Genomic DNA, 20762 nt, shown 5'->3' on the forward strand with positions numbered 1-20762 from the left:
CATTTGCTTCTATTGGATGTATCCGCGCTTGGCCTCACAGGCAAAACCGCGGAAAAAGTGTTGGATGATATTGGTATCACAACGAATAAGAATACGATTCCATTCGATAAAGAGAGCCCGTTTGTCACCAGTGGTGTCCGCATAGGCACTGCAGCTGTCACAACTCGCGGTTTCCAAGAGGAAGAAATGAAAAACATCGCAGCGATTATTGCTGAAGCTTTGAAGAATACAGAAGATCAAGCTGTGTTGGACCAACTGGCCCAGCAAATTTCGGACATCACTGCCCGATTCCCGCTATATGCGTATGCTTGATGAAACGAAAAGAATGCCCCATCATTGGATGTCGGGCATTCTTTTTAGTGTTATTGTACAAATAGCTCGTGGTCTTCACCGATAAGCAAGGATTGCAACGTGTCTGTTTCTATATACTTGAATCGTAGTCTGTTTTTCAGTACAATTTGAGAGATGTAAATTTTTAAGGACAGTTTTAACAAAGTTGGAGGGTTTGCTTCAACTTTAACTGTTATCCGGGCTTTTTGGCCTATATCAGCATATAAGCTGGAAGATCACAAATAAACTAAAGGAGTGAGCGGTTGAAATGGGTAAAGTATATGTATTGGATCATCCACTAATTCAGCATAAGCTGACATACATCCGTGATAAAAATACGGGTACAAAGGAATTCCGGGAGCTGGTTGATGAGGTGGCTATGTTGATGGCGTTTGAAATCACCAGAAACCTGCCACTTGCAGAAACAACGATCAATACACCGGTCGTGGAAACAAAAGCAAAAGTGCTTGCTGGAAAGAAAATCGGCTTGGTTCCAATATTGCGCGCAGGTCTCGGAATGGTTGACGGCATGCTGAAGCTGATTCCTGCGGCTCGTGTAGGACATGTTGGTCTTTATCGGGATCCGGAAACATTGGAGCCTGTGGAATATTACATAAAATTGCCTAAAGACATTTCTGAACGTGAACTGATCGTCATTGATCCGATGCTTGCCACAGGCGGGTCGGCCAATGATGCCATTCATTCCTTGAAAAAACGCGGTGCAAAGCAAATCCGGCTGATGTGCTTGATTGCAGCGCCTGAAGGTGTAGAAAAAATACAGGAAGCTCATCCGGATGTTGACATTTATCTGGCGGCATTGGATGAAAAGCTGGATGATCATGCATATATCATTCCGGGACTTGGTGATGCCGGAGATCGCTTGTTCGGCACGAAATAATACGAACACTTGAGGTGTTGTAAATGAATCGACGCATGAAAGTGATGGCCATTTTCGGAACGAGGCCGGAGGCTATTAAAATGGCACCGCTCGTTTTGGAACTGAAAAAACGTTCTGACGTATTTGAGCCTATTGTCACCGTAACGGCCCAGCATCGGGAAATGCTTGACCAGGTGCTTGACATTTTTGGTATCCGGCCAGATTTCGATTTGAATGTCATGAAAGACAGACAGTCACTATCCCAAATCACGACAGGTGTATTGGACGGGCTGGAAAAAATTTTGAAAGAAACTGCACCGGACATGGTCCTTGTACATGGAGATACAAGTACAACATTCACCGCATCGCTTGTTGCGTTTTACAACCGGATTGCAGTTGGCCATGTAGAAGCAGGACTCAGAACCTGGAATAAATTTTCTCCTTATCCAGAGGAGGTCAATCGCCAGTTAACTAGCGTGCTCGCTGATTTGCACTTTGCCCCAACAGAACAGGCAAGACAAAATCTGCTCCAGGAAAACAAGGCCGATGAATCGATCATTGTTACCGGTAATACTGCCATTGATAGCCTGAAGACTACGGTTGATCCAGATTACCATCATCCAATTTTGGATGACATTGGCAGCAGACGCCTGGTGCTCATGACTGCTCATCGCCGCGAAAACCTTGGTTCGAATATGGAGAGCATGTTCCGGGCTATCAAGCGACTTGTGCAGACACATGATGATATCATGGTTGTCTACCCGGTGCATTTGAATCCGGCCGTACGTCAGACAGCTAATGAAATCCTTCAAGGCGATGAACGCATCAAATTGATTGATCCATTAAGCGTGGTAGACTTCCATAACTTCGCGAGCCGCTCCTATCTTATTTTGACAGATTCTGGCGGTATTCAAGAAGAAGCCCCTTCACTGGGAGTGCCTGTGCTCGTGCTGCGTGACACTACCGAACGCCCGGAAGGTCTTGCAGCCGGTACATTGAAGCTTGCCGGTACAGAGGAAGAAACAATTTATACCATGGCAAATGAACTGCTTTCTGATAAAAAAGCACATGATCAAATGGCAAAAGCCGTCAATCCCTATGGAGATGGACAAGCATCACGGCGGATTGCCGACACCATTTTGCAATGGGGACAGTCCCCCGCTGCACGAAAGCATTAAAATGTTAATGTGGTAGTGCAGCGGCAGGGGAAGTCCCTGCTATTTTTTTGGAATGCTTTGCCCCTTTTTGGTGCAGACTAGGCGTCGAAAGGGGTTTTTTTATGTGCCAATCACATTTTATTCAACGTTTGCTGGTGTTTTTTCTATGCTTTTGGATACTTTCCCCAATAACAGGCTACAGCCACCCGGAACGACAGGACAGTAAAAAACAAGAACGTGAAACCTCCGTCATTATTGAAGTAGAAGGAAACGCACAAGCGCACAAGCGTTATCTGCAAACTTATTTCCCCCAAACAAAAGTGATTGCAGTGTATGATACGCTGTTTAATGGGTTGGCAATCAAAACAAAACCTAATAAACTCCCCAGAATCGCTTCCCTGGATTTTGTGAAGGCAGTACACCCTGTCAATACTTACCAAACAAATCAACATCAAGATGCCAACTATACCAGCCCTTCGGATCGCAGGAAAATGACATCTGAATTGAAAGATATGCTTCAGGCAGATGAAAGTGCTGTTTTGCCAAGTGATATTAACACGACCAGCTATACAGGAAAAGGTGTCAAAGTCGGCATCATTGATACAGGCGTAGACTATAGCCATCCGGACATTCAAAAAAATTATCAGGGCGGCTATGATTTAGTCGATTTGGATGACGACCCGATGGAAACGAAACCCGACCAAGGTGAACCTACAATGCATGGCACACACGTTGCAGGCATTATTGCCGCAGATGGTGATTTAAAGGGTGTCGCACCTGATGCGTCTATTTATGCGTATCGTGCGCTCGGTCCAGGAGGTTCCGGCACTTCCGCTCAGGTCATCGCGGCTTTGGAACAAGCAGTCAAGGACGGTGTAGACATTATCAACCTATCTTTGGGAAATTCGGTCAATGGACCAGATTACCCGACTAGCATCGCTGTCAATAAAGCAAGTGAGCTGGGTGTGTTAGTGGTTACGGCCAACGGTAATACCGGGCCAGAAAATTGGACTGTCGGCTCTCCCGCTACAGCGGTGAAATCATTCTCTGTAGGTGCTTCTTCCAACGCACAGCATGTTCCAGTACTTGTCACGAAACAAGACCAAAAGCAAATACATATGCGTCTAATGCTCGGTTCTCTGCCATGGGATTTGGACAGGGATTATGCGGTAACAACAGATATTTCGCGTGTCAGAGGTAAAATAGCACTGATCAAAAGAGGCAAAACCCCTTTTCGAGAATTGGCGCAACAGGCAGCAAGCAATGGCGCGGCTGCGGTGCTGATATATAATAATGAAACGGGTGATTTCCAGGGCTCAGTTGAATCAAACGATCGACAGGATGAACCGCTGCAGATTCCTGTTGCTGCGCTTTCTCAAAGAGATGGCAAAGTGCTTGCAGACTATAGCCGCGAACAATTCCCTTATGTGGATACGAAAGTGATGGAAACGAAGGCAGGCATTGCTGCGTTCAGCTCAAGAGGGCCCGTAACGGTGAATTGGCAAATCAAGCCGAATGTATCTGCTCCAGGTACCAATATCGTCAGTACTGTCCCGGATGGCTATGAAGCATTGCAGGGAACCAGCATGGCGGCACCACATGTATCAGGAGCAGCAGCATTGCTGAAAGAAGCGCATCCCGACTGGAGCAATGAGAAGATTGCTGCAGCATTAGAAACCACCGCGAATGTATACGCTGAGAATAAAAAGACCATTCCTGCAAATGTCCAGGGCATGGGAGAAATACAACCTGAAGCAGCCATACATGCGGACACAGTCATTTATAATGGTTCACTTGCTTTTGGAAAAACTGGAAAAAAAACGATAAGAGATACTGCGGAAATAACAATTGAAAATACATCAAAACGAAAAAAAACATATCATTTTGATATTCCGAAAGTGCAAAAAGGGATGAATTGGCAATTACCGCAAACGGTAACGGTGGCCCCAAAAGAAAAGAAAAAAGTGAAAATCCAGCTCAATCTGCTGCCGCTTTTGCTGAAAAAAGGGCTCCACCAAGGCTGGTTAAGCTTATCGGACGGCGAGAAAGTTTTCCATTTGCCATATCTGTATATCAATCAGGAAGCAGAAAGCCCGAAAGCCGGAGGAATCGAGTTTTCTCTCAAGCCATTTTCAGAGGATGCGTACATCTATCGTTTTTATTTGAGTGAAGCAGCCAAGAACGTCCAAGCCATACTATATGACCCGGACACACTTTTATATAAAAGCAAGTTATTAATGCTGGATGATGCCGAGCAAGGAATGAACGAGGGAAAGTTGGACAAAAAGCTGATCCCTGAATCAGGCAGATACGTACTGCTTTTCACTGTCCAAACAGAAGACGGCCATTACGAAACACAGGAAATACCAGTAGATTTCGAAGATTGATCATTAAGATTCCGGTACCCTTCAAGCTGCACGCAAGGGTGCTGGTCCCCTTAGCGGAGCTGCAGTATCTGGCTTCCTTCTCTTTCAGGTACCGTTCACTGAGGTATGGGAATGCAGATGAACCAATAGAAAATGCAGCTCCGTTTTAATAAAATCTTCTAACGGTCTACCATCCTGTTCAGAGATTGTGTATAATTGAGCATATAGCGATCGGCAGATCTTTAAGTCGAAGCGTACGCCTATCTCAAAATGTCATTATTTGTTCACAAAAATGTCAACTCACAGGATGGTCCGATTCGCTATAATAAGATTGGGTAACTCGTGATACTGCAAGCAATATGAGTATTAACATTGGTACTGAATCAGGAAATCCGTCATTCATTTGCGCATTGTGTTGATGGAGTGATATTTATCACTGTTTCTGACAATGTAACAAAAAGTTCAAAAAAGTAAGAATGAATACAAATCAAGGAGGCTCTGCATCGAACGGATTGGTTTGGATGACTATTCTTGCATTTTCAAGTACTTCATCACTCGCTTTTTTTCGCCATGATTCTGCTGTCGGACCTTATTTTGCAATTTTTGTAAATTAAGGCAGACATCTGTTTGACATCGTACTATAGCTCATGTAAACTTTCTTAATGTAGGATGATAGGGTTTACATACTAAACTGCCATATTTATGTGTCAAAAACATTTTTATCGGTATATCATGCTATAGCAATGTTGAAATGTATATCCACTCAGAGCATGGTCGAAAGGGAAAGCAGTTGGGGAATGATGTTTTGCGCATGCTTTTGCAGCCACGTCAACATCCCTTTCGCAGTATGCAAAAAGAAGCAACAGGTTGTTTGGAGATTCTTTGTTTTCATTTTGATTTCCAATTGATGGGTGCTTGCGTACAAAAGTGGCGTATTTTCATTGGAGGAAGTAAAAACATGTCACAATATGATCGGATGATCATCCGCGAACGTAAATGGATGCTGTACTTGCTGGCGATATTTTTGCTCGGCGCTGCATTTACACCTTACGTCCGTCTTTTTTTAGGTCTATTGCTGGGAAGTGCTGTCAGTTTTTATAACCTGTTCCTGTTGCAAAAGAAAACGCAGGAATTGGCGAACGCAGTGGCAGACAAACAGCGGGCGAAGGGAATCGGTATGATTTCAAGGTTTGCGGCAGCCATCATCGCTGTAATGATTGCGCTCAAGTTTGAGGCATATTTCCAACTTGTTGCAGTGTTAATTGGGTTAATGACTTCTTATCCAGTCATTATAATAGAATTCTTCATCAACAACAAAAAGGACAGGGTACGAAAGCGGGGTGAAATGTAGTGAATCACGATGCACCGATTGTGGAAAATGTATTTGGAATTTCATGGCTTGATTTTAACTTATCCAATGTGATAATGGTCATCGTCACAGCGCTGATCGTATTGGTACTTTGCGCATATGGCGCGAGGAAACTGGAAATGAAGCCGAAAGGTGCGCAAAATGTCATGGAATGGCTTCTTGAATTCGTTAAAGGAATCATCAGTGATACGATGGACTGGAAAACGGGAAAAATCTTCCTTCCATTTGCCATGACGCTGTTTACATTCATTTTGGTAGGTAACCTGCTCGGCGTCATAACGACTGGTGTTGTTGGCCATACTGTATGGTGGAAATCACCAACTGCTGATCCGGGCATCACATTGACCATGTCCGTCATGGTACTAGTCATGTCTCACTATTACGGTATCAAAATGCGGGGCGTAAAGGCGTATGGAAAAGGTTTCTTCCAACCTTTCATTCCATTCTTCCCAATCAAAGTTTTGGAAGAATTCTCCTACACGCTGACACTGGGCTTGCGACTATTCGGTAACCTATATGCAGGTGAGGTATTGCTCGCGTTGCTGACAGGCCTCGTAACAACATGGGGCATTGGCATGTTAGGTGTCATACCTTTGATAGTATGGCAGGGATTCAGTATCTTCATTGGCGGGATCCAGGCATTCATTTTCACGATGCTGTCCATGGTCTACATCTCACATAAAGTGAACGAAGAACATTGATGGATTTGAATCTTGGTTTTAATCATTTTAATAGAAATTTCTATTAAAAACTCATTCATAAAAAACAACAAAATTCGAGGAGGACTTTTATAATGGGTATATTAGCAGCTGCAATCGCAGTAGGATTGGGTGCACTTGGTGCAGGTATTGGTAACGGTTTGATCGTAGGACGTACTGTTGAAGGTATTGCTCGCCAGCCGGAATTGAAAGGTACATTGCAAACAACCATGTTCATTGGTATCGGTTTGGTAGAGGCGCTTCCAATCATCGGTGTCGTTATCGGCTTTATTGCATTGGCTAGATAATCAACTGCAGATGTGTAGGCGCATGTTTGTACATGCACCACTAACTTTAAAAGGCGAAGATACGTATTCCATGCTTCGCCATTGTTTATGAACTGACGTTTAAAGAGCGTGATCAAAAATGAGGATGATCTGATTTTTGAACTGGCCTCTTCAGCAGGGTTTCAAGATCTTTAAAGATTGTGAAAGGAGTGACACATGTGCAGTCAATGATTCCAAGCATGACAATTGGAGCAGCATTGGGCGGTTTCCGTGTCGGGGATATGCTCGTAATGCTGGTCACTTTCATCATCCTGATGGCATTGGTGAAAAAGTTCGCATGGGGACCAGTTGTCAATATGATGCAAAAACGTGAAGAATATGTTGCCAACGAAATTGAAATTGCAGAAAAAAGCCGCGCTGAAGCGGAAAAGTCTGCAAAAGAAGCAGCTGAACAATTGAAACAAACAAAACAAGAAGCGCAAAAAATGATAGAAGATGCGAAGAATGCCGGCAAACGCCAGGAGCAGGATATTATCGATTCTGCCCGTGAAGAAGCGGACCGCATCAAAAAGTCAGCGCAGGAAGAAATCCGCAACGAGAAAGAGCGTGCGCTGCAAGCATTGCAGGATCAGGTTTCTTCACTGTCCATCCTTATTGCCAGCAAAGTGATTGAAAAAGAAATCAATGCACAGGATCAGGAACAACTGATCAATGAATATATTAAAGAGGTGGGAGAAGAGCGATGAGTGAAGCTGTAATTGCCAATCGATATGCAGATGCTCTCTTTCAACTCGGCACCAAAGACAATCAACTGGATGAACTAGTGGAAGAATTCGGCGTGATCAAAAAGGCATTCGAGGATAATCCACGCTTGCAAATCTTTTTGGAACATCCAAGTGTATCCAACGAAAAGAAAATGCAATTCATCGACGCTGTATTCGGCGATGCATCCAAGGAAGCAATTCATACGTTAAAATTGCTTGTGGAGCGCCATCGTACGAATGTGGTTCCGGATGTGGCTGAAGCATTGGAAAATATGGCTGATGAATTGAAAGGGACTGCTAAAGCAAAAGTGTATTCCGTTCGCAAGCTTACAGATGATGAACTGAATAAATTGGGAATGACGATTGCAGGCAGATTTCAAAAGAATACAATCCAATTTGAAAATATCGTTGATCCTTCCATTCTTGGCGGTGTGAAAATCCGTTTGGGAAATACCATTCTGGATGGCACAGTCAGCTCGAAGCTAAAACGGATCGAACGCAGTATGAAACTTGCGAACAATTGAAGATAGGGGTGAAATGGTATGAGCATTAAAGCTGAAGAAATCAGCGCGCTGATTAAACAGCAAATCGAAAATTTCGATTCTGATATTCAAATGAGCGATGTCGGTACAGTTATCGAAATCGGTGACGGTATCGCACGTGCACACGGTCTTGACAATGTCATGGCTGGGGAATTAGTCGAATTTTCCAATGGCGTCATGGGTATGGCACAAAACCTTGAAGAGTCGAACGTTGGTATTGTCATCCTCGGACCATATACAGAAATCAAAGAAGGCGATGAAGTTCGCCGCACTGGACGTATCATGCAAGTACCTGTAGGTGAGGAATTAGTGGGGCGTGTGGTGAACTCATTGGGACAGCCTATCGATGGTGTCGGACCAATCAACACGACAAAAACACGTCCAATTGAATCTCCAGCACCTGGAGTTATGGCACGTAAATCAGTTGATGAGCCTCTGCAAACAGGTATTAAAGCGATCGACGCGCTTGTACCAATCGGCCGCGGACAACGGGAATTGATCATCGGGGACCGCCAGACTGGTAAAACAACGGTTGCTGTGGATACCATCCTGAACCAAAAAGATCAGGACATGATTTGTATTTATGTAGCTATCGGCCAAAAAGAATCTACTGTTCGTTCAACTGTAGAAACATTCCGCCGTTACGGAGCATTAGATTATACAATCGTTGTTTCTGCCGGTGCATCTGAACCAGCGCCAATGTTATTCCTGGCACCATATGCTGGTGTAACCATGGGTGAAGAGTTCATGTACAACGGTAAACACGTGCTTGTCGTCTATGATGATTTGTCTAAACAAGCTGCAGCATATCGTGAACTTTCCTTGCTGCTTCGTCGTCCGCCAGGCCGTGAAGCATTCCCAGGGGACGTATTCTACTTGCACTCACGCCTGCTGGAACGTGCAGCGAAGCTAAGTGATGCACTTGGCGGCGGTTCATTGACTGCTTTGCCATTTGTTGAAACACAAGCAGGCGATATCTCTGCATATATTCCGACAAACGTCATTTCGATTACAGATGGACAAATTTTCTTGCAATCTGATTTGTTCTTCTCCGGTGTGCGCCCAGCAATCAACGCTGGTTTGTCTGTATCCCGTGTAGGTGGCTCAGCACAAATCAAAGCGATGAAAAAAGTTGCCGGTACACTCCGTCTGGATTTGGCTTCTTTCCGCGAATTGGAATCATTTGCACAGTTCGGTTCAGATTTGGATAAATCTACACAGGCGAAACTGAACCGTGGTGAGCGTACAGTTGAGGTTCTGAAACAAGGGCTGCATAAACCGCTTGTTGTTGAGAAGCAAGTAATGATCCTCTATGCGCTGACAAAAGGTTTCCTTGACGATATCGCTGTAAAAGATATTGTGCGTTTTGAAGATGAGTTCCATCTCTGGCTTGATAACAACCGTGCGGATTTGCTGAAATCAATTCGCGAAACAGGACAGCTGCCAGAAGCTGCTGACATGAATGACGCGGTTGAATCATTCAAGAAAACATTCTTGCCTTCTGAACAATAAAAGTAATCAATTGATGCAAATTCAAACCATATAAACATGCAATGAATGGAGCAAGGGTTTAAATTGGCTTTTGTATGCAGCTTTTGCTCCAACCTTTGTCAGGAAGGGTGGTGAACGCACTTGGCATCACTAAGAGATATTAAACAACGGATTGATTCGACAGCCAATACGAAACATATCACGAAAGCAATGCAGATGGTATCTGCTTCCAAAATGAACAAGGCAGAACTAAATGCACATCAGTTTGTGCCTTACAGTGAAAAAATCCAGGAGGTTGTCACACAAATCTCCTCACACACGAATGCAGATCACCCAATGCTTGTGAAAAGAGATATCAAAAAAACTGGCTATTTGATCATCACTGCTGACCGTGGACTTGCCGGAGCTTATAACAGCAGTATCTTACGTGCTCTCAGCCAGACTATCCAAGCACGCCACAAATCGCCTGATGAATATACGATCATCGCGATTGGCAGGATGGGTTATGATTTCTGCAGAAAACGTGATTTGCCGATTGCAAAAAGTATTCTGGGCTTGCCTGATCAGCCGAATTTTTCCGATGTGAAGAAGCTGGCTGCTGAATCAGTGCAAATGTTTGCAAACGAAGAAATCGATGAACTGATCATGTTCTATAATCATTATGTAAGTGCGATTTCCCAGGAAGTGACCAAAAAGACACTTCTTCCGATTACGGATGTAGAGGGAAGCACTGCATCAGGAAGCCAGTATGAATATGAGCCAAGTGAGGAAGAAATCTTGGAAGTAATTCTGCCGCAGTATGCAGAAAGCATGATTTATGGTGCTTTGCTCGATGCGAAGGCCAGTGAACATGCTGCACGCATGACGGCCATGCAGAGTGCAACGGATAATGCGGATGAATTGATCGATGATTTGACGCTCTCGTATAACCGTGCACGCCAAGCAGGCATTACACAAGAAATCACAGAAATTATCGGCGGGGTAGCAGCACTCGAATAGCAGTGACGCCGACCAGGATATCGTTTATGTGAACAAAGCTGTCATCATACAGTACATTGTTCCAAGGAAAGTTCGTTAGGAGGGAAAGCAATGAGTAAAGGACATGTTACACAAGTCATGGGACCTGTTGTTGACGTCAAATTTGACGATGACCAGCTACCAGAAATTTACAATGCCTTAACTGTCCGATTCAATAACAAAGATGGCGAAGAAGCAACGGAACTCACATTAGAAGTTGCCTTGCATCTTGGCGATAATTCTGTTCGGACAATTGCCATGTCTTCAACAGATGGTTTGCAGCGCGGTATGGCTGTAGAAGATCTTGGCAGAGCAATTTCCGTGCCAGTCGGTGATATCACGCTTGGACGTGTATTCAACGTACTTGGTGAAAAAATTGACCTTGATGAACCGCTAGCAAATGATGTACGAAAAGACCCTATTCACCGTGAGGCTCCAAAGTTCGATGAGCTCTCAACAGAAACAGTCATCCTTGAAACTGGTATTAAAGTAGTTGATCTGCTTGCACCTTATATCAAGGGAGGTAAAATTGGTCTGTTCGGTGGGGCTGGTGTAGGTAAAACCGTTTTGATCCAGGAATTGATCAACAACATCGCACAGGAGCATGGCGGTATTTCCGTATTTGCTGGTGTAGGTGAACGTACACGTGAAGGTAATGACCTCTACTATGAAATGAAAGATTCCGGCGTTATCGCGAAAACAGCGATGGTGTTCGGACAGATGAACGAGCCACCTGGTGCGCGTATGCGTGTTGCGCTGACAGGATTGACAATGGCTGAATATTTCCGTGATGAACAAGGACAGGACGTTCTATTGTTTATTGATAACATTTTCCGTTTTACACAAGCAGGTTCTGAGGTTTCCGCGTTGCTTGGCCGTATGCCATCAGCCGTTGGTTACCAGCCGACACTTGCAACGGAAATGGGACAGCTGCAAGAACGTATTACATCCACTACAAAAGGTTCCGTTACTTCCATCCAGGCAATTTATGTTCCAGCCGATGACTATACTGACCCGGCTCCTGCAACAACATTTGCCCACTTGGATGCAACAACCAACTTGGATCGTAAATTATCTGAGCAAGGTATTTATCCGGCAGTGGACCCACTTGCTTCCACATCACGTGCTTTAGACCCGGAAATTGTTGGTCAGGAGCATTACGATGTTGCTCGCGAAGTGCAGCAAACATTGCAGCGCTATCGTGAATTGCAGGATATTATTGCTATCCTAGGTATGGATGAATTGTCTGATGAAGATAAGTTGACAGTGGCACGTGCGCGCCGCATTCAATTCTTCCTGTCACAAAACTTCCACGTTGCAGAACAATTTACCGACCAGCCTGGTTCATATGTTCCTGTAAGTGAAACGGTCAAAGGTTTCAGGGAGTTGCTTGACGGAAAATATGACGATTTGCCAGAAGATGCATTCCGCCTTGTCGGCCGCATAGAAGAGGTAATCGAAAAAGCGAAAGACATGCAGTAAAATTTTCTATCAAGTGATCGGGATACAGAATAGGGCACGCTCTTACCTTGAGAGAGGAAAGGTCGGACCCTGTTTTATCCCTTTCTATAAGGAGGGGTTACATTGAAAACACTAAAAGTGAGTGTTGTTACTCCTGATGGTCCGGTTTTAGAGGATCAATTTGAAATGGTAAGCTGCAGAGCACAAAGCGGAGAACTTGGTATTTTGCCTGGTCACATACCGTTGGTTGCGCCATTGGTGATTGGGGATGTCCGTTTGAAAGCAGCAGATCACACCAATCATTTAGCTGTCAGCGGAGGGTTTTTGGAAGTCCGTCCAGATAAAGTGACCATTCTTGCACAAACGGCGGAAAGACCTTCGGAAATTAATGTGCAAAGGGCAAAAGAAGCCAAAGAACGTGCCGAAAGACGCTTGCAGTCTAAACAAGACGATATTGATTTCAGGCGGGCAGAATTAGCACTCAAACGAGCAATGAACAGATTGGATGTTGTTCGTGACTAAAGAAAAACTCTCATGACATCAGTTGTGGGAGTTTTTTGCTTTCGTGGTCATTTAGGAAAAGTAATCAAAATGGAAAGCGATTTCCGTCGATATTTCCCGGGAAATGAAAATAATATCGAACACTGCGCACGGCTTGTCGAAACGAGTAAAGTCCCAAGCAGTGATCCCTGTCTTGACAAAGAAATTTCTTCATGGCACAGTGTCATATATACTTCGTACATAGAAATTGTTTCGCAAAGAAGTAACACAATTAGAAGGTTACATTGATTATTTACAAAAAGGAGTTTTAACATGTTATCGATTGGTCAAACTGCGTTAGTCAGCATGATATCGCATTTATTCTTCATCTACTTGACATGGCGGATGATGCAAGGAGTGAATTTCGATCCTATCATACGAAAAGGCCACCCTGCACTGGGAAGAATTTTTCTTCTATTCGTCGCAATTGTCATCGGCGCCAGCGTGAGCCGTTTCTTCCTGGAATTTTTGCAGTGGTCCCAGCAGCTTGTTTATATGTTCTGAGTTTGATCATGCAAGCTGCGGGCACTGTCCCAAGAACCCGCCCCGGGGAACTTAGCTGGGGCGGGTTTTTCGATTGCTGTATTTCTCTGGATGGGCGCCTTAAGATGCAATGTACTTTGTGAGATTCAACCTCTGTCATCTTACAATTCCATATCGCAGCGGATTAGCAAGACATAGCAGTTTCTTATAAGGTTTATATGAATCTAGTATGCTATCAAATTTTGTGGTATGTATTCGTTCCCCCTTGTTCATAATGATAAAAAGAATGGACGAGGGGGAATTTTTGATGAAAAAAATAATCGTTTCTATATTGGCTGGCAGTTTCCTTTTACATATATCCTTTGCCGACGGTTACGAAACCGACGAGATGATCCAATTGGCAGATACAGTCACTTCCTACGATGAAAATGCAATCGACCAATGGGAAGTGACCATTAGAGAACATATGAATGAAAAGAAGTTGAAAGAGATTATGACAGAATTACGAAAAGATACAAAAACGACTGGAAAAGAAAATGAAAACAGTATAAAATATTCATTTAGGAACATACATAAACAGGGAAATATTTCCGTAGTATATAATGCTGTGATTCCGAAATCGAAGCAATTCAAACCCCAGTTTACTGCTGTCATTAAGGGCTCAGTATGGGACAAGAATGCAGAAGAAAATTACAAGAAAAGTACGAAGGAAATCGTCGATCGTTTTTTTTCGGAAGGGCGTGAAACATTTGCTTGTCTGAAAACGAAGCCTGATGCTATAATGGACTTTGAACGTTTTCTAAATTACATGACAAAGATGATTGATTTACAACAAGTTGAGACAGTTACTGACAAAATTTCTCATGCAAGGGTTAATAAACATATATACGGGTATACACCACTATGGAATCATCAGTTAAACATAAATAAAAAACCGGTCAATGTGCAAATTGCCCTGGCAACAGTCAAGAAAGACACGAAGCAAATAGAGATTGGAACACCTATCTTGATAAATGAATATTAATATAGTGAAATTGGATCTGAAGGAGAATTGTAACATGGAAAAAATCATCGTAAGAGGTGGCAGAAAGCTTCATGGTGAAGTGAAAGTAGAAGGTGCTAAAAATGCAGTACTGCCAGTAATCGCAGCCAGTATTCTTGCCAGTGAAGGAGTAAGTACCATCCATGAAGTTCCGGTGCTTGCTGATGTGTATACAATAAATGAAGTATTACGTAATATGAACGCGGATGTAATGTTTGAGAATAATACAGTGAGAGTTGATGCGCAAAATCAATTGACGACAGAGGCTCCATTTGAATATGTTAGAAAAATGCGCGCTTCAGTGCTAGTGCTGGGACCGTTATTGGCCCGATATGGACACGCAAAAGTTGCAATGCCTGGAGGATGTGCAATTGGTTCGCGTCCAATCGATTTGCATTTGAAAGGCTTTGAAGCGATGGGTGCGGAAGTTCATGTTGGCAACGGCTTTGTCGAGGCTAAGGTTGATGGCCGTCTCAAAGGCGCGAAAATCTATCTGGATATGCCTAGTGTCGGAGCAACAGAAAATATTATCATGGCAGCTGCTCTTGCTGAAGGAAAAACAGTTTTGGAAAACTGTGCTAAGGAACCTGAAATCGTGGATCTGGCTAACTATTTGAATAAAATGGGCGCCAAAGTTGTCGGTGCCGGAACAGAAACGATCCGTATTGAGGGAGTGGAGAAACTTCGCGGTGCAGAACATAATATCATTCCCGACCGTATTGAAGCGGGTACTTTCATGGTAGCTGCGGCTATCACAGGCGGAAATGTGCTTATTAAAAATGCTGTAAGCGAGCATTTGCGTCCAGTGATTTCCAAGCTGGAGGAAATGAATGTGCAGGTGCTGGAAGAAGGAAATGGTCTTAGAATCATTGGTACGGATCAGTTGAAAGCAACGGATATTAAAACATTGCCATACCCAGGTTTCCCTACAGATATGCAGTCACAAATGATGTCATTGATGCTGAAAGCAGAGGGTACAAGTGTCATCACAGAAACTGTATTTGAAAACCGCTTCATGCATGTAGAGGAATTCAGACGCATGAATGCGAAAATGAAAATCGAAGGACGCAGTGTGATTGTTGAAGGGCCATCTGACTTGCAGGGCGCTGAAGTTGCGGCAACAGATTTACGCGCGGCAGCTGCTTTGATCCTGGCTGGCCTTGTTGCAGAAGATTATACGAGGGTGACTGAACTGAAGCACTTAGACCGTGGCTATGTCGATTTTGCGGGCAAGCTCGCAGCGCTTGGTGCTGATGTGGAGCGTGTCAACGATGAAGCGAGCAGTGCTGAAACGGTGTCGGCTGAAACCGCAGATATTTCTTCAGAGCGTTTCGCTGCGAATTAAAGATACAGTCAATCCATTATTTCATAGGCTGCTTGTGAGAGCCAGACGTAGTTGTAGCAACCCGAAAACGGGTTTTTACAGCGATGTCTGGCTCTTTTATATTTCCCAGCGTTACACTCCCAGACTATCGACAATGTATATAGAAGAGAAAAGAAGGTTCTTCCACTGGCAATTTAGGAGCCTCTCTTTTCAAAAGAAAAAATCTATGGTAATATTTAAAGAAAATTAGTAAAAGTACAGGAAATATTTCTATTGAAAAAATGGTTTCATTTTTTGTAATCGCTGTCATAGGCATGCATGAAGAACAGTTTGTAAAATAACTGTTCTATCAGCCCGGGTTGAATGAGCCGGGTTCATTTGGGGCTTTGGATTGCGCTCGTAAAATCCCGTCATTGTAGGAGTGAAGCAAATGTTGAAATACATCCTGAAAAGGCTGCTCATCATGGTTGTTACCTTATGGATCATTGTCACTTTGACATTTGTTCTGATGGTTTCCATACCGGGTTCGCCATTAAATGAGGAGCGTGGGACGACCGAACAGGTTCAAAAGAATTTGGAATCGTTTTACAACTTAGACAAGCCATACTACATACAGTACGCGTTATACATAAAATCAATCATTACATTTGACTTCGGGCCGTCCATCAAGCAGCCTGACCGGACAGTCAACGATCTGCTTGGCAATGGCTTCCCTATTTCCTTCGAACTGGGGATGTGGACTATTATTGTCGCAGTCATTTCGGGAATCATATTGGGCATTATTGCTGCTCTGAGACATAACGGCATCATCGACTATCTTGCCATGACGATAGCTGTTCTTGGTATTTCGATACCGAACTTTGTATTGGCAACTTTACTCATTCAACAGCTAGCTGTCAGCCATAGTATTTTTCCAGTAGCGACATGGTCTTCCCCTATGCATATGGTATTGCCAATCATAGCGCTTGCGACAGGGCCGATGGCGATCATCGCGAGGCTGACACGATCCACCATGTTGGAGGTTCTAACACAGGATTATATTAAAATGGCGAGGGCGAAGGGGCTGAACCCATGGAAAATCATTTTCAAGCATGCGCTTAAAAATGCATTGATGCCAGTTGTGACCATTATGGGCACATTGCTCGCCGGTATCTTGACCGGAACGTTTGTCATTGAAAAAATATTTGCTATCCCGGGGATGGGCAGATACTTCGTGGAAAGCATCAACCAGCGTGATTACCCAGTCATTATGGGGACAACTGTTTTTTACAGCGCTTTCTTGATTTTTGCACTGTTTTTAGTCGATATCGTATATGGCATTTTGGATCCTCGGATAAAATTACATAAGAAGGCGGGAGAATGAAGATGAAATTTGCTGATCAAACGCCACGCCAAATTCCGGCCAAAGTGCCTGATGAATGGTTCAAATGGCAGGATAAAGGTTTGCAAAATGCGGAAAAGGTATCACGTCCCTCTTTATCATACTGGCAGGATGCATGGAAACGTCTCCTGAAGAATAAACTGGCAATGTCCGGGCTCGTTTTTTTGGTGCTATTGACATTCATGGCGATTTTTGGTCCGTATATGGTTAAGTATGATGTAGGCGCCATAGATTTGCCGAACCAATACAAGCCGCCATCTACAGATCATTGGTTCGGTACAGACTCACATGGACGTGATGTGTTTGTCCGTACCTGGTACGGTGCGCGTATTTCTTTATTTGTCGGGTTGATGGCAGCATTGATTGATTGCGTGATCGGCATCGTTTACGGTGGAATTTCTGGATATAAGGGCGGCCGCACAGACAACATGATGATGCGCATCATTGAAATACTTTATGGTATACCGTATTTGCTTGTTGTCATCCTGCTTCTCGTTGTCATGGGCCCGAGTCTGTTAACGATCATCATAGCCCTGACAGTAACCGGCTGGGTTGGCATGGCGCGGATCGTGCGCGGGCAAGTATTGCAGATCAAGAACTATGAATTTGTGTTTGCCTCCAAGTCATTCGGTACGAAACCGGGACGGATCATCAGGAAAAATCTGATTCCCAATACGATGGGGCCGATCATTGTCCAGTTGACATTGACTGTGCCTTCAGCCATTTTTGCAGAAGCATTCCTAAGCTTTCTGGGCCTTGGCATTCAGTCTCCATTCGCCAGCTGGGGAAGTATGGCGAATGATTCCCTTGGCGCGATATTGTCTGGGAATTGGTGGACATTGTTTTTCCCGGCGTTTTTCATTTCATTCACCATGTTCGCCTTCAACGTGCTTGGTGACGGTTTGCAGGACGCACTTGATCCTAAGCTGAGAAAGTAGGTGCCAACATTGGAAAACATATTGACTGTGGATAATTTGCATGTCACATTCAAAACGTATGGCGGTACTGTGCAGGCGGTGCGCGGCGTAAGTTTTACGTTACATAAAGGAGAAACGCTTGCTATCGTTGGAGAATCGGGATGCGGGAAAAGTGTGACCTCCAACGCGATTATGCGCTTGATTCCTGATCCCCCCGGAAAAATCACCGCTGGACGTATCGTTTTTAAACAGCAGGATTTGACGCGGCTTTCGGAAAAAAGCATGCGTAAAATCCGGGGAGTGGATATTTCGATGATTTTTCAGGATCCGATGACAGCACTGAATCCGACCTTGACAATCGAAACCCAGCTGGTCGAAGGCTTGAAACAACATCAAAAAGATATTTCCTCCAAGGAAGCGAAGCAGAAGGCAATTGAAATAATGACACTTGTCGGAATTCCGAACCCGAGAGAGCGCATGAAGCAATACCCGCACCAATTCAGCGGCGGGATGCGCCAGCGTATAGTCATTGCAATCGCTTTGATTTGTGAACCTGATTTGCTTATAGCAGATGAGCCGACAACTGCGCTGGACGTAACAATTCAGGCACAGATCCTGGAATTATTCGAAAAAATACAGAATGTGACCGGCGTTTCTATCATATTGATTACCCATGATTTAGGAGTTGTAGCCAAAATAGCTGACAGGATTGCTGTCATGTACGCTGGTAAAATTATTGAAGTCGGCACGAAAAGAGAAATTTTTTATGAAAGTGAGCACCCCTATACGAAAGGACTGCTCAAATCCGTACCAAGGCTGGATTTAAAAGGGGAGTCGTTGAAACCTATTGATGGCACGCCACCGGATTTATTCTCACCCCCGGCAGGATGTCCGTTTACAGCACGGTGTCCGTTCGCCATGGAGGTGTGTGATAAAGCATATCCTGCACAGACTACATTGACAGATACACATCGCGTTGATTGCTGGCTGCAGGATGAACGGGCCAAAAAACTTCTGGCCCAAGCTGCAACAACTTAAACAAAAGGGGGAAAAGAAATGAAAAAGTGGTTGGTTTTTCTTGTGGCTATTTTTGCAGTCCTCACACTGGCGGCATGCACCGCCAATAAAGATGCCGGTAAAGAAGACAAAGGAAATGACCAGAAGCAAACTGGCAATGCTGATGGCGACAAGAGCCAGAATGGGGAAAAAACCCTGTACATGAACAACAGTGATGAACCGACATCACTTGATCCGGCGGGCGGATTTGATGCGGTATCATGGAACTCGCTGAACAACTTGATGGAAGGATTGACACGTCTTGGAAAAGATGATCAGCCAGAACCTGCCATTGCCGAGAAATGGGATGTCTCCGAAGACGGCAAGACATATACATTTCATTTGCGGGAAAATGCCAAGTGGTCTAACGGTGATCCGGTAAAGGCCAGTGACTTTGTGTATTCCTGGCAATATTTGCTTGATCCGGATACAGGCTCTGCCGCCGCTTTTCTTGCCTATTTTATCCAGGGTGCGGAGGCATATAACAGCGGAAAAGGTTCTGCCGAGGATGTTGGTGTCGAAGCGGTTGACGATAAGACATTGAAAGTGACATTGGAAGAACCGACAGGATTTTTCTTGAATATCTTGACAAATCCAGCCTTTTTCCCGATTAATGAGAAAGTCGCCAAGGATAATCCAAATTGGCACGCCGAAGCAGACAGCTTCGTTTCTAATGGACCTTTCAAATTGGCTGAATGGAAGCATAATGATCATATGCTGATGGAAAAAAATGACCAGTATTGGGATGCTGATAATGTAAAGCTCGATAAAGTGCATTGGGCGATGGTCAACAATACGAATACAGAATATCAAATGTTTGAATCGGGTGAGCTTGATATGACTGACATTCCGTCAGAGCTTGCTGATCAATTAATTGATGGCGATAATGTAAAAATCGAAGAGCAAGCAGGCCTGGCATTTTACCGTTTTAACGTGACAAAGGAACCGTTTCAAAATGAAAAGATTCGTAAAGCCTTCGCAATGGCTATCAATCAAGATGACATCGTCAAATATGTAACCAAGACGAAAGAAGAGGCTGCTAAAGGGTACGTTTCACACGGGTTTAAAAATCCGGACGATGAAGATTTCCGTGATAAATACGGGGACCTGGTCAAATTCGACGCTGATGAAGCGAAAAAATTGCTTGAGGAAGGGATGAAGGAGGAAGGTTACGATAAACTGCCTAAGGTGACCCTTACGTATAATACAGACGAAGATAATAAGGCGATTGCTGAAACGATGCAAAGCATGTTCAAGGATAATCTTGGGGTGAATGTCACATTAGAGAATACAGAGTGGAATGTCTTTTTAGAAGATCAAAAGGCGTTGAAACATCAATTGTCACGCAGTTCGTTCCTGTTCGATTATGGCGATCCAATCAACTTCCTGGAAAGCTTCATCACGGATTCGTCTATGAACCGTACAGGGTGGTCCAACAAAGAATATGACAAATTGATCAAAGACGCGAAGAAAGAAGCAGACGAGGATAAACGCTGGGACACCATGTCCAAGGCAGAAAAACTGCTTGCGGATGAAATGCCGCTGTTCCCTATACATTTTTACAATCAGGTAACTATTTATAAGGATGGCGTGACAGGTGTTGTACGTCACCCGGTAGGCTATGTCGAATTGAAATGGGCTGACAAACAATAAAAGATTG

General features: G+C 44.0%; 19 protein-coding genes and 1 pseudogene. All 20 read left to right on the forward strand.

Annotated features, from left to right (window positions below; all coding sequences use genetic code 11):
- Positions 1-312, forward strand: a pseudogene (locus tag ACFSMW_RS09470) (serine hydroxymethyltransferase); the annotation flags it as partial.
- A gap of 286 nt (positions 313-598) precedes the next feature.
- Positions 599-1228: a uracil phosphoribosyltransferase gene (gene upp / locus ACFSMW_RS09475; protein WP_390355109.1), complete on the forward strand. Its 630-nt coding sequence runs from the start codon at positions 599-601 to the stop codon at positions 1226-1228.
- A gap of 23 nt (positions 1229-1251) precedes the next feature.
- The gene (gene wecB / locus ACFSMW_RS09480; RefSeq protein ID WP_390355110.1) at positions 1252-2385 is read left to right on the forward strand and encodes a non-hydrolyzing UDP-N-acetylglucosamine 2-epimerase; all 1134 of its coding nucleotides are present in this window, start codon (positions 1252-1254) and stop codon (positions 2383-2385) included.
- A gap of 101 nt (positions 2386-2486) precedes the next feature.
- Positions 2487-4751 carry a S8 family serine peptidase gene (locus ACFSMW_RS09485; protein ID WP_390355112.1) on the forward strand — a complete coding sequence of 755 codons (2265 nt, stop codon included), beginning with the start codon at positions 2487-2489 and terminating at the stop codon, positions 4749-4751.
- 937 nt (positions 4752-5688) lie between these two features.
- A complete protein-coding gene (locus tag ACFSMW_RS09490; RefSeq protein WP_390355113.1) occupies positions 5689-6081 on the forward strand; it encodes an ATP synthase subunit I in 393 nt (130 codons plus the stop codon).
- Entirely contained in the window at positions 6081-6800 is a 720-nt protein-coding gene (gene atpB / locus ACFSMW_RS09495) for a F0F1 ATP synthase subunit A (RefSeq protein ID WP_390355115.1), read from the forward strand. Before ACFSMW_RS09490 ends, atpB begins: the two co-directional genes overlap by 1 nt.
- 92 nt (positions 6801-6892) lie before the next feature.
- Positions 6893-7105, forward strand: coding sequence for a F0F1 ATP synthase subunit C (gene atpE / locus ACFSMW_RS09500; RefSeq protein WP_306065339.1), 213 nt, complete (start codon positions 6893-6895; stop codon positions 7103-7105).
- 206 nt (positions 7106-7311) lie between these two features.
- Entirely contained in the window at positions 7312-7830 is a 519-nt protein-coding gene (gene atpF / locus ACFSMW_RS09505; RefSeq protein ID WP_390355442.1) for a F0F1 ATP synthase subunit B, read from the forward strand.
- On the forward strand, positions 7827-8372 hold the full coding sequence (locus ACFSMW_RS09510) for a F0F1 ATP synthase subunit delta (RefSeq protein WP_390355117.1): 546 nt from the start codon (positions 7827-7829) through the stop codon (positions 8370-8372). The genes atpF and ACFSMW_RS09510 overlap by 4 nt, the downstream gene beginning before the upstream one ends.
- 18 nt (positions 8373-8390) lie before the next feature.
- Positions 8391-9902: a F0F1 ATP synthase subunit alpha gene (gene atpA / locus ACFSMW_RS09515; RefSeq protein WP_390355119.1), complete on the forward strand. Its 1512-nt coding sequence runs from the start codon at positions 8391-8393 to the stop codon at positions 9900-9902.
- A gap of 120 nt (positions 9903-10022) precedes the next feature.
- Positions 10023-10880, forward strand: coding sequence for an ATP synthase F1 subunit gamma (atpG, locus tag ACFSMW_RS09520; RefSeq protein ID WP_390355121.1), 858 nt, complete (start codon positions 10023-10025; stop codon positions 10878-10880).
- A 90-nt stretch (positions 10881-10970) separates the two neighbouring features.
- Positions 10971-12380 (forward strand): F0F1 ATP synthase subunit beta, encoded by a 1410-nt coding sequence (atpD, locus tag ACFSMW_RS09525; RefSeq protein WP_390355122.1) that lies wholly within the window; start codon positions 10971-10973, stop codon positions 12378-12380.
- A 102-nt stretch (positions 12381-12482) separates the two neighbouring features.
- Positions 12483-12881 (forward strand): F0F1 ATP synthase subunit epsilon, encoded by a 399-nt coding sequence (locus tag ACFSMW_RS09530; protein WP_390355123.1) that lies wholly within the window; start codon positions 12483-12485, stop codon positions 12879-12881.
- A gap of 291 nt (positions 12882-13172) precedes the next feature.
- Positions 13173-13403, forward strand: a complete 231-nt coding sequence (locus ACFSMW_RS09535) for a DUF1146 family protein (protein WP_390355125.1) — start codon at positions 13173-13175, stop codon at positions 13401-13403.
- Positions 13404-13689: 286 nt separating this feature from the next.
- Positions 13690-14406, forward strand: coding sequence for a YwmB family TATA-box binding protein (locus tag ACFSMW_RS09540; protein ID WP_390355127.1), 717 nt, complete (start codon positions 13690-13692; stop codon positions 14404-14406).
- Between the two features lie 34 nt (positions 14407-14440).
- A complete protein-coding gene (gene murA / locus ACFSMW_RS09545) occupies positions 14441-15769 on the forward strand; it encodes a UDP-N-acetylglucosamine 1-carboxyvinyltransferase (protein ID WP_390355129.1) in 1329 nt (442 codons plus the stop codon).
- Between the two features lie 409 nt (positions 15770-16178).
- Positions 16179-17111, forward strand: coding sequence for an ABC transporter permease (locus ACFSMW_RS09550; protein ID WP_390355131.1), 933 nt, complete (start codon positions 16179-16181; stop codon positions 17109-17111).
- 2 nt (positions 17112-17113) lie between these two features.
- Entirely contained in the window at positions 17114-18067 is a 954-nt protein-coding gene (locus ACFSMW_RS09555) for an ABC transporter permease (protein WP_390355443.1), read from the forward strand.
- A gap of 9 nt (positions 18068-18076) precedes the next feature.
- A complete protein-coding gene (locus ACFSMW_RS09560) occupies positions 18077-19084 on the forward strand; it encodes an ABC transporter ATP-binding protein (protein WP_390355133.1) in 1008 nt (335 codons plus the stop codon).
- Positions 19085-19102: 18 nt separating this feature from the next.
- Entirely contained in the window at positions 19103-20755 is a 1653-nt protein-coding gene (locus ACFSMW_RS09565; RefSeq protein WP_390355135.1) for a peptide ABC transporter substrate-binding protein, read from the forward strand.
- Positions 20756-20762 lie beyond the last annotated feature (7 nt).

The sequence above is a fragment of the Tigheibacillus halophilus genome (assembly GCF_042683165.1).
Taxonomy (GTDB): domain Bacteria; phylum Bacillota; class Bacilli; order Bacillales; family Amphibacillaceae; genus Tigheibacillus; species Tigheibacillus halophilus.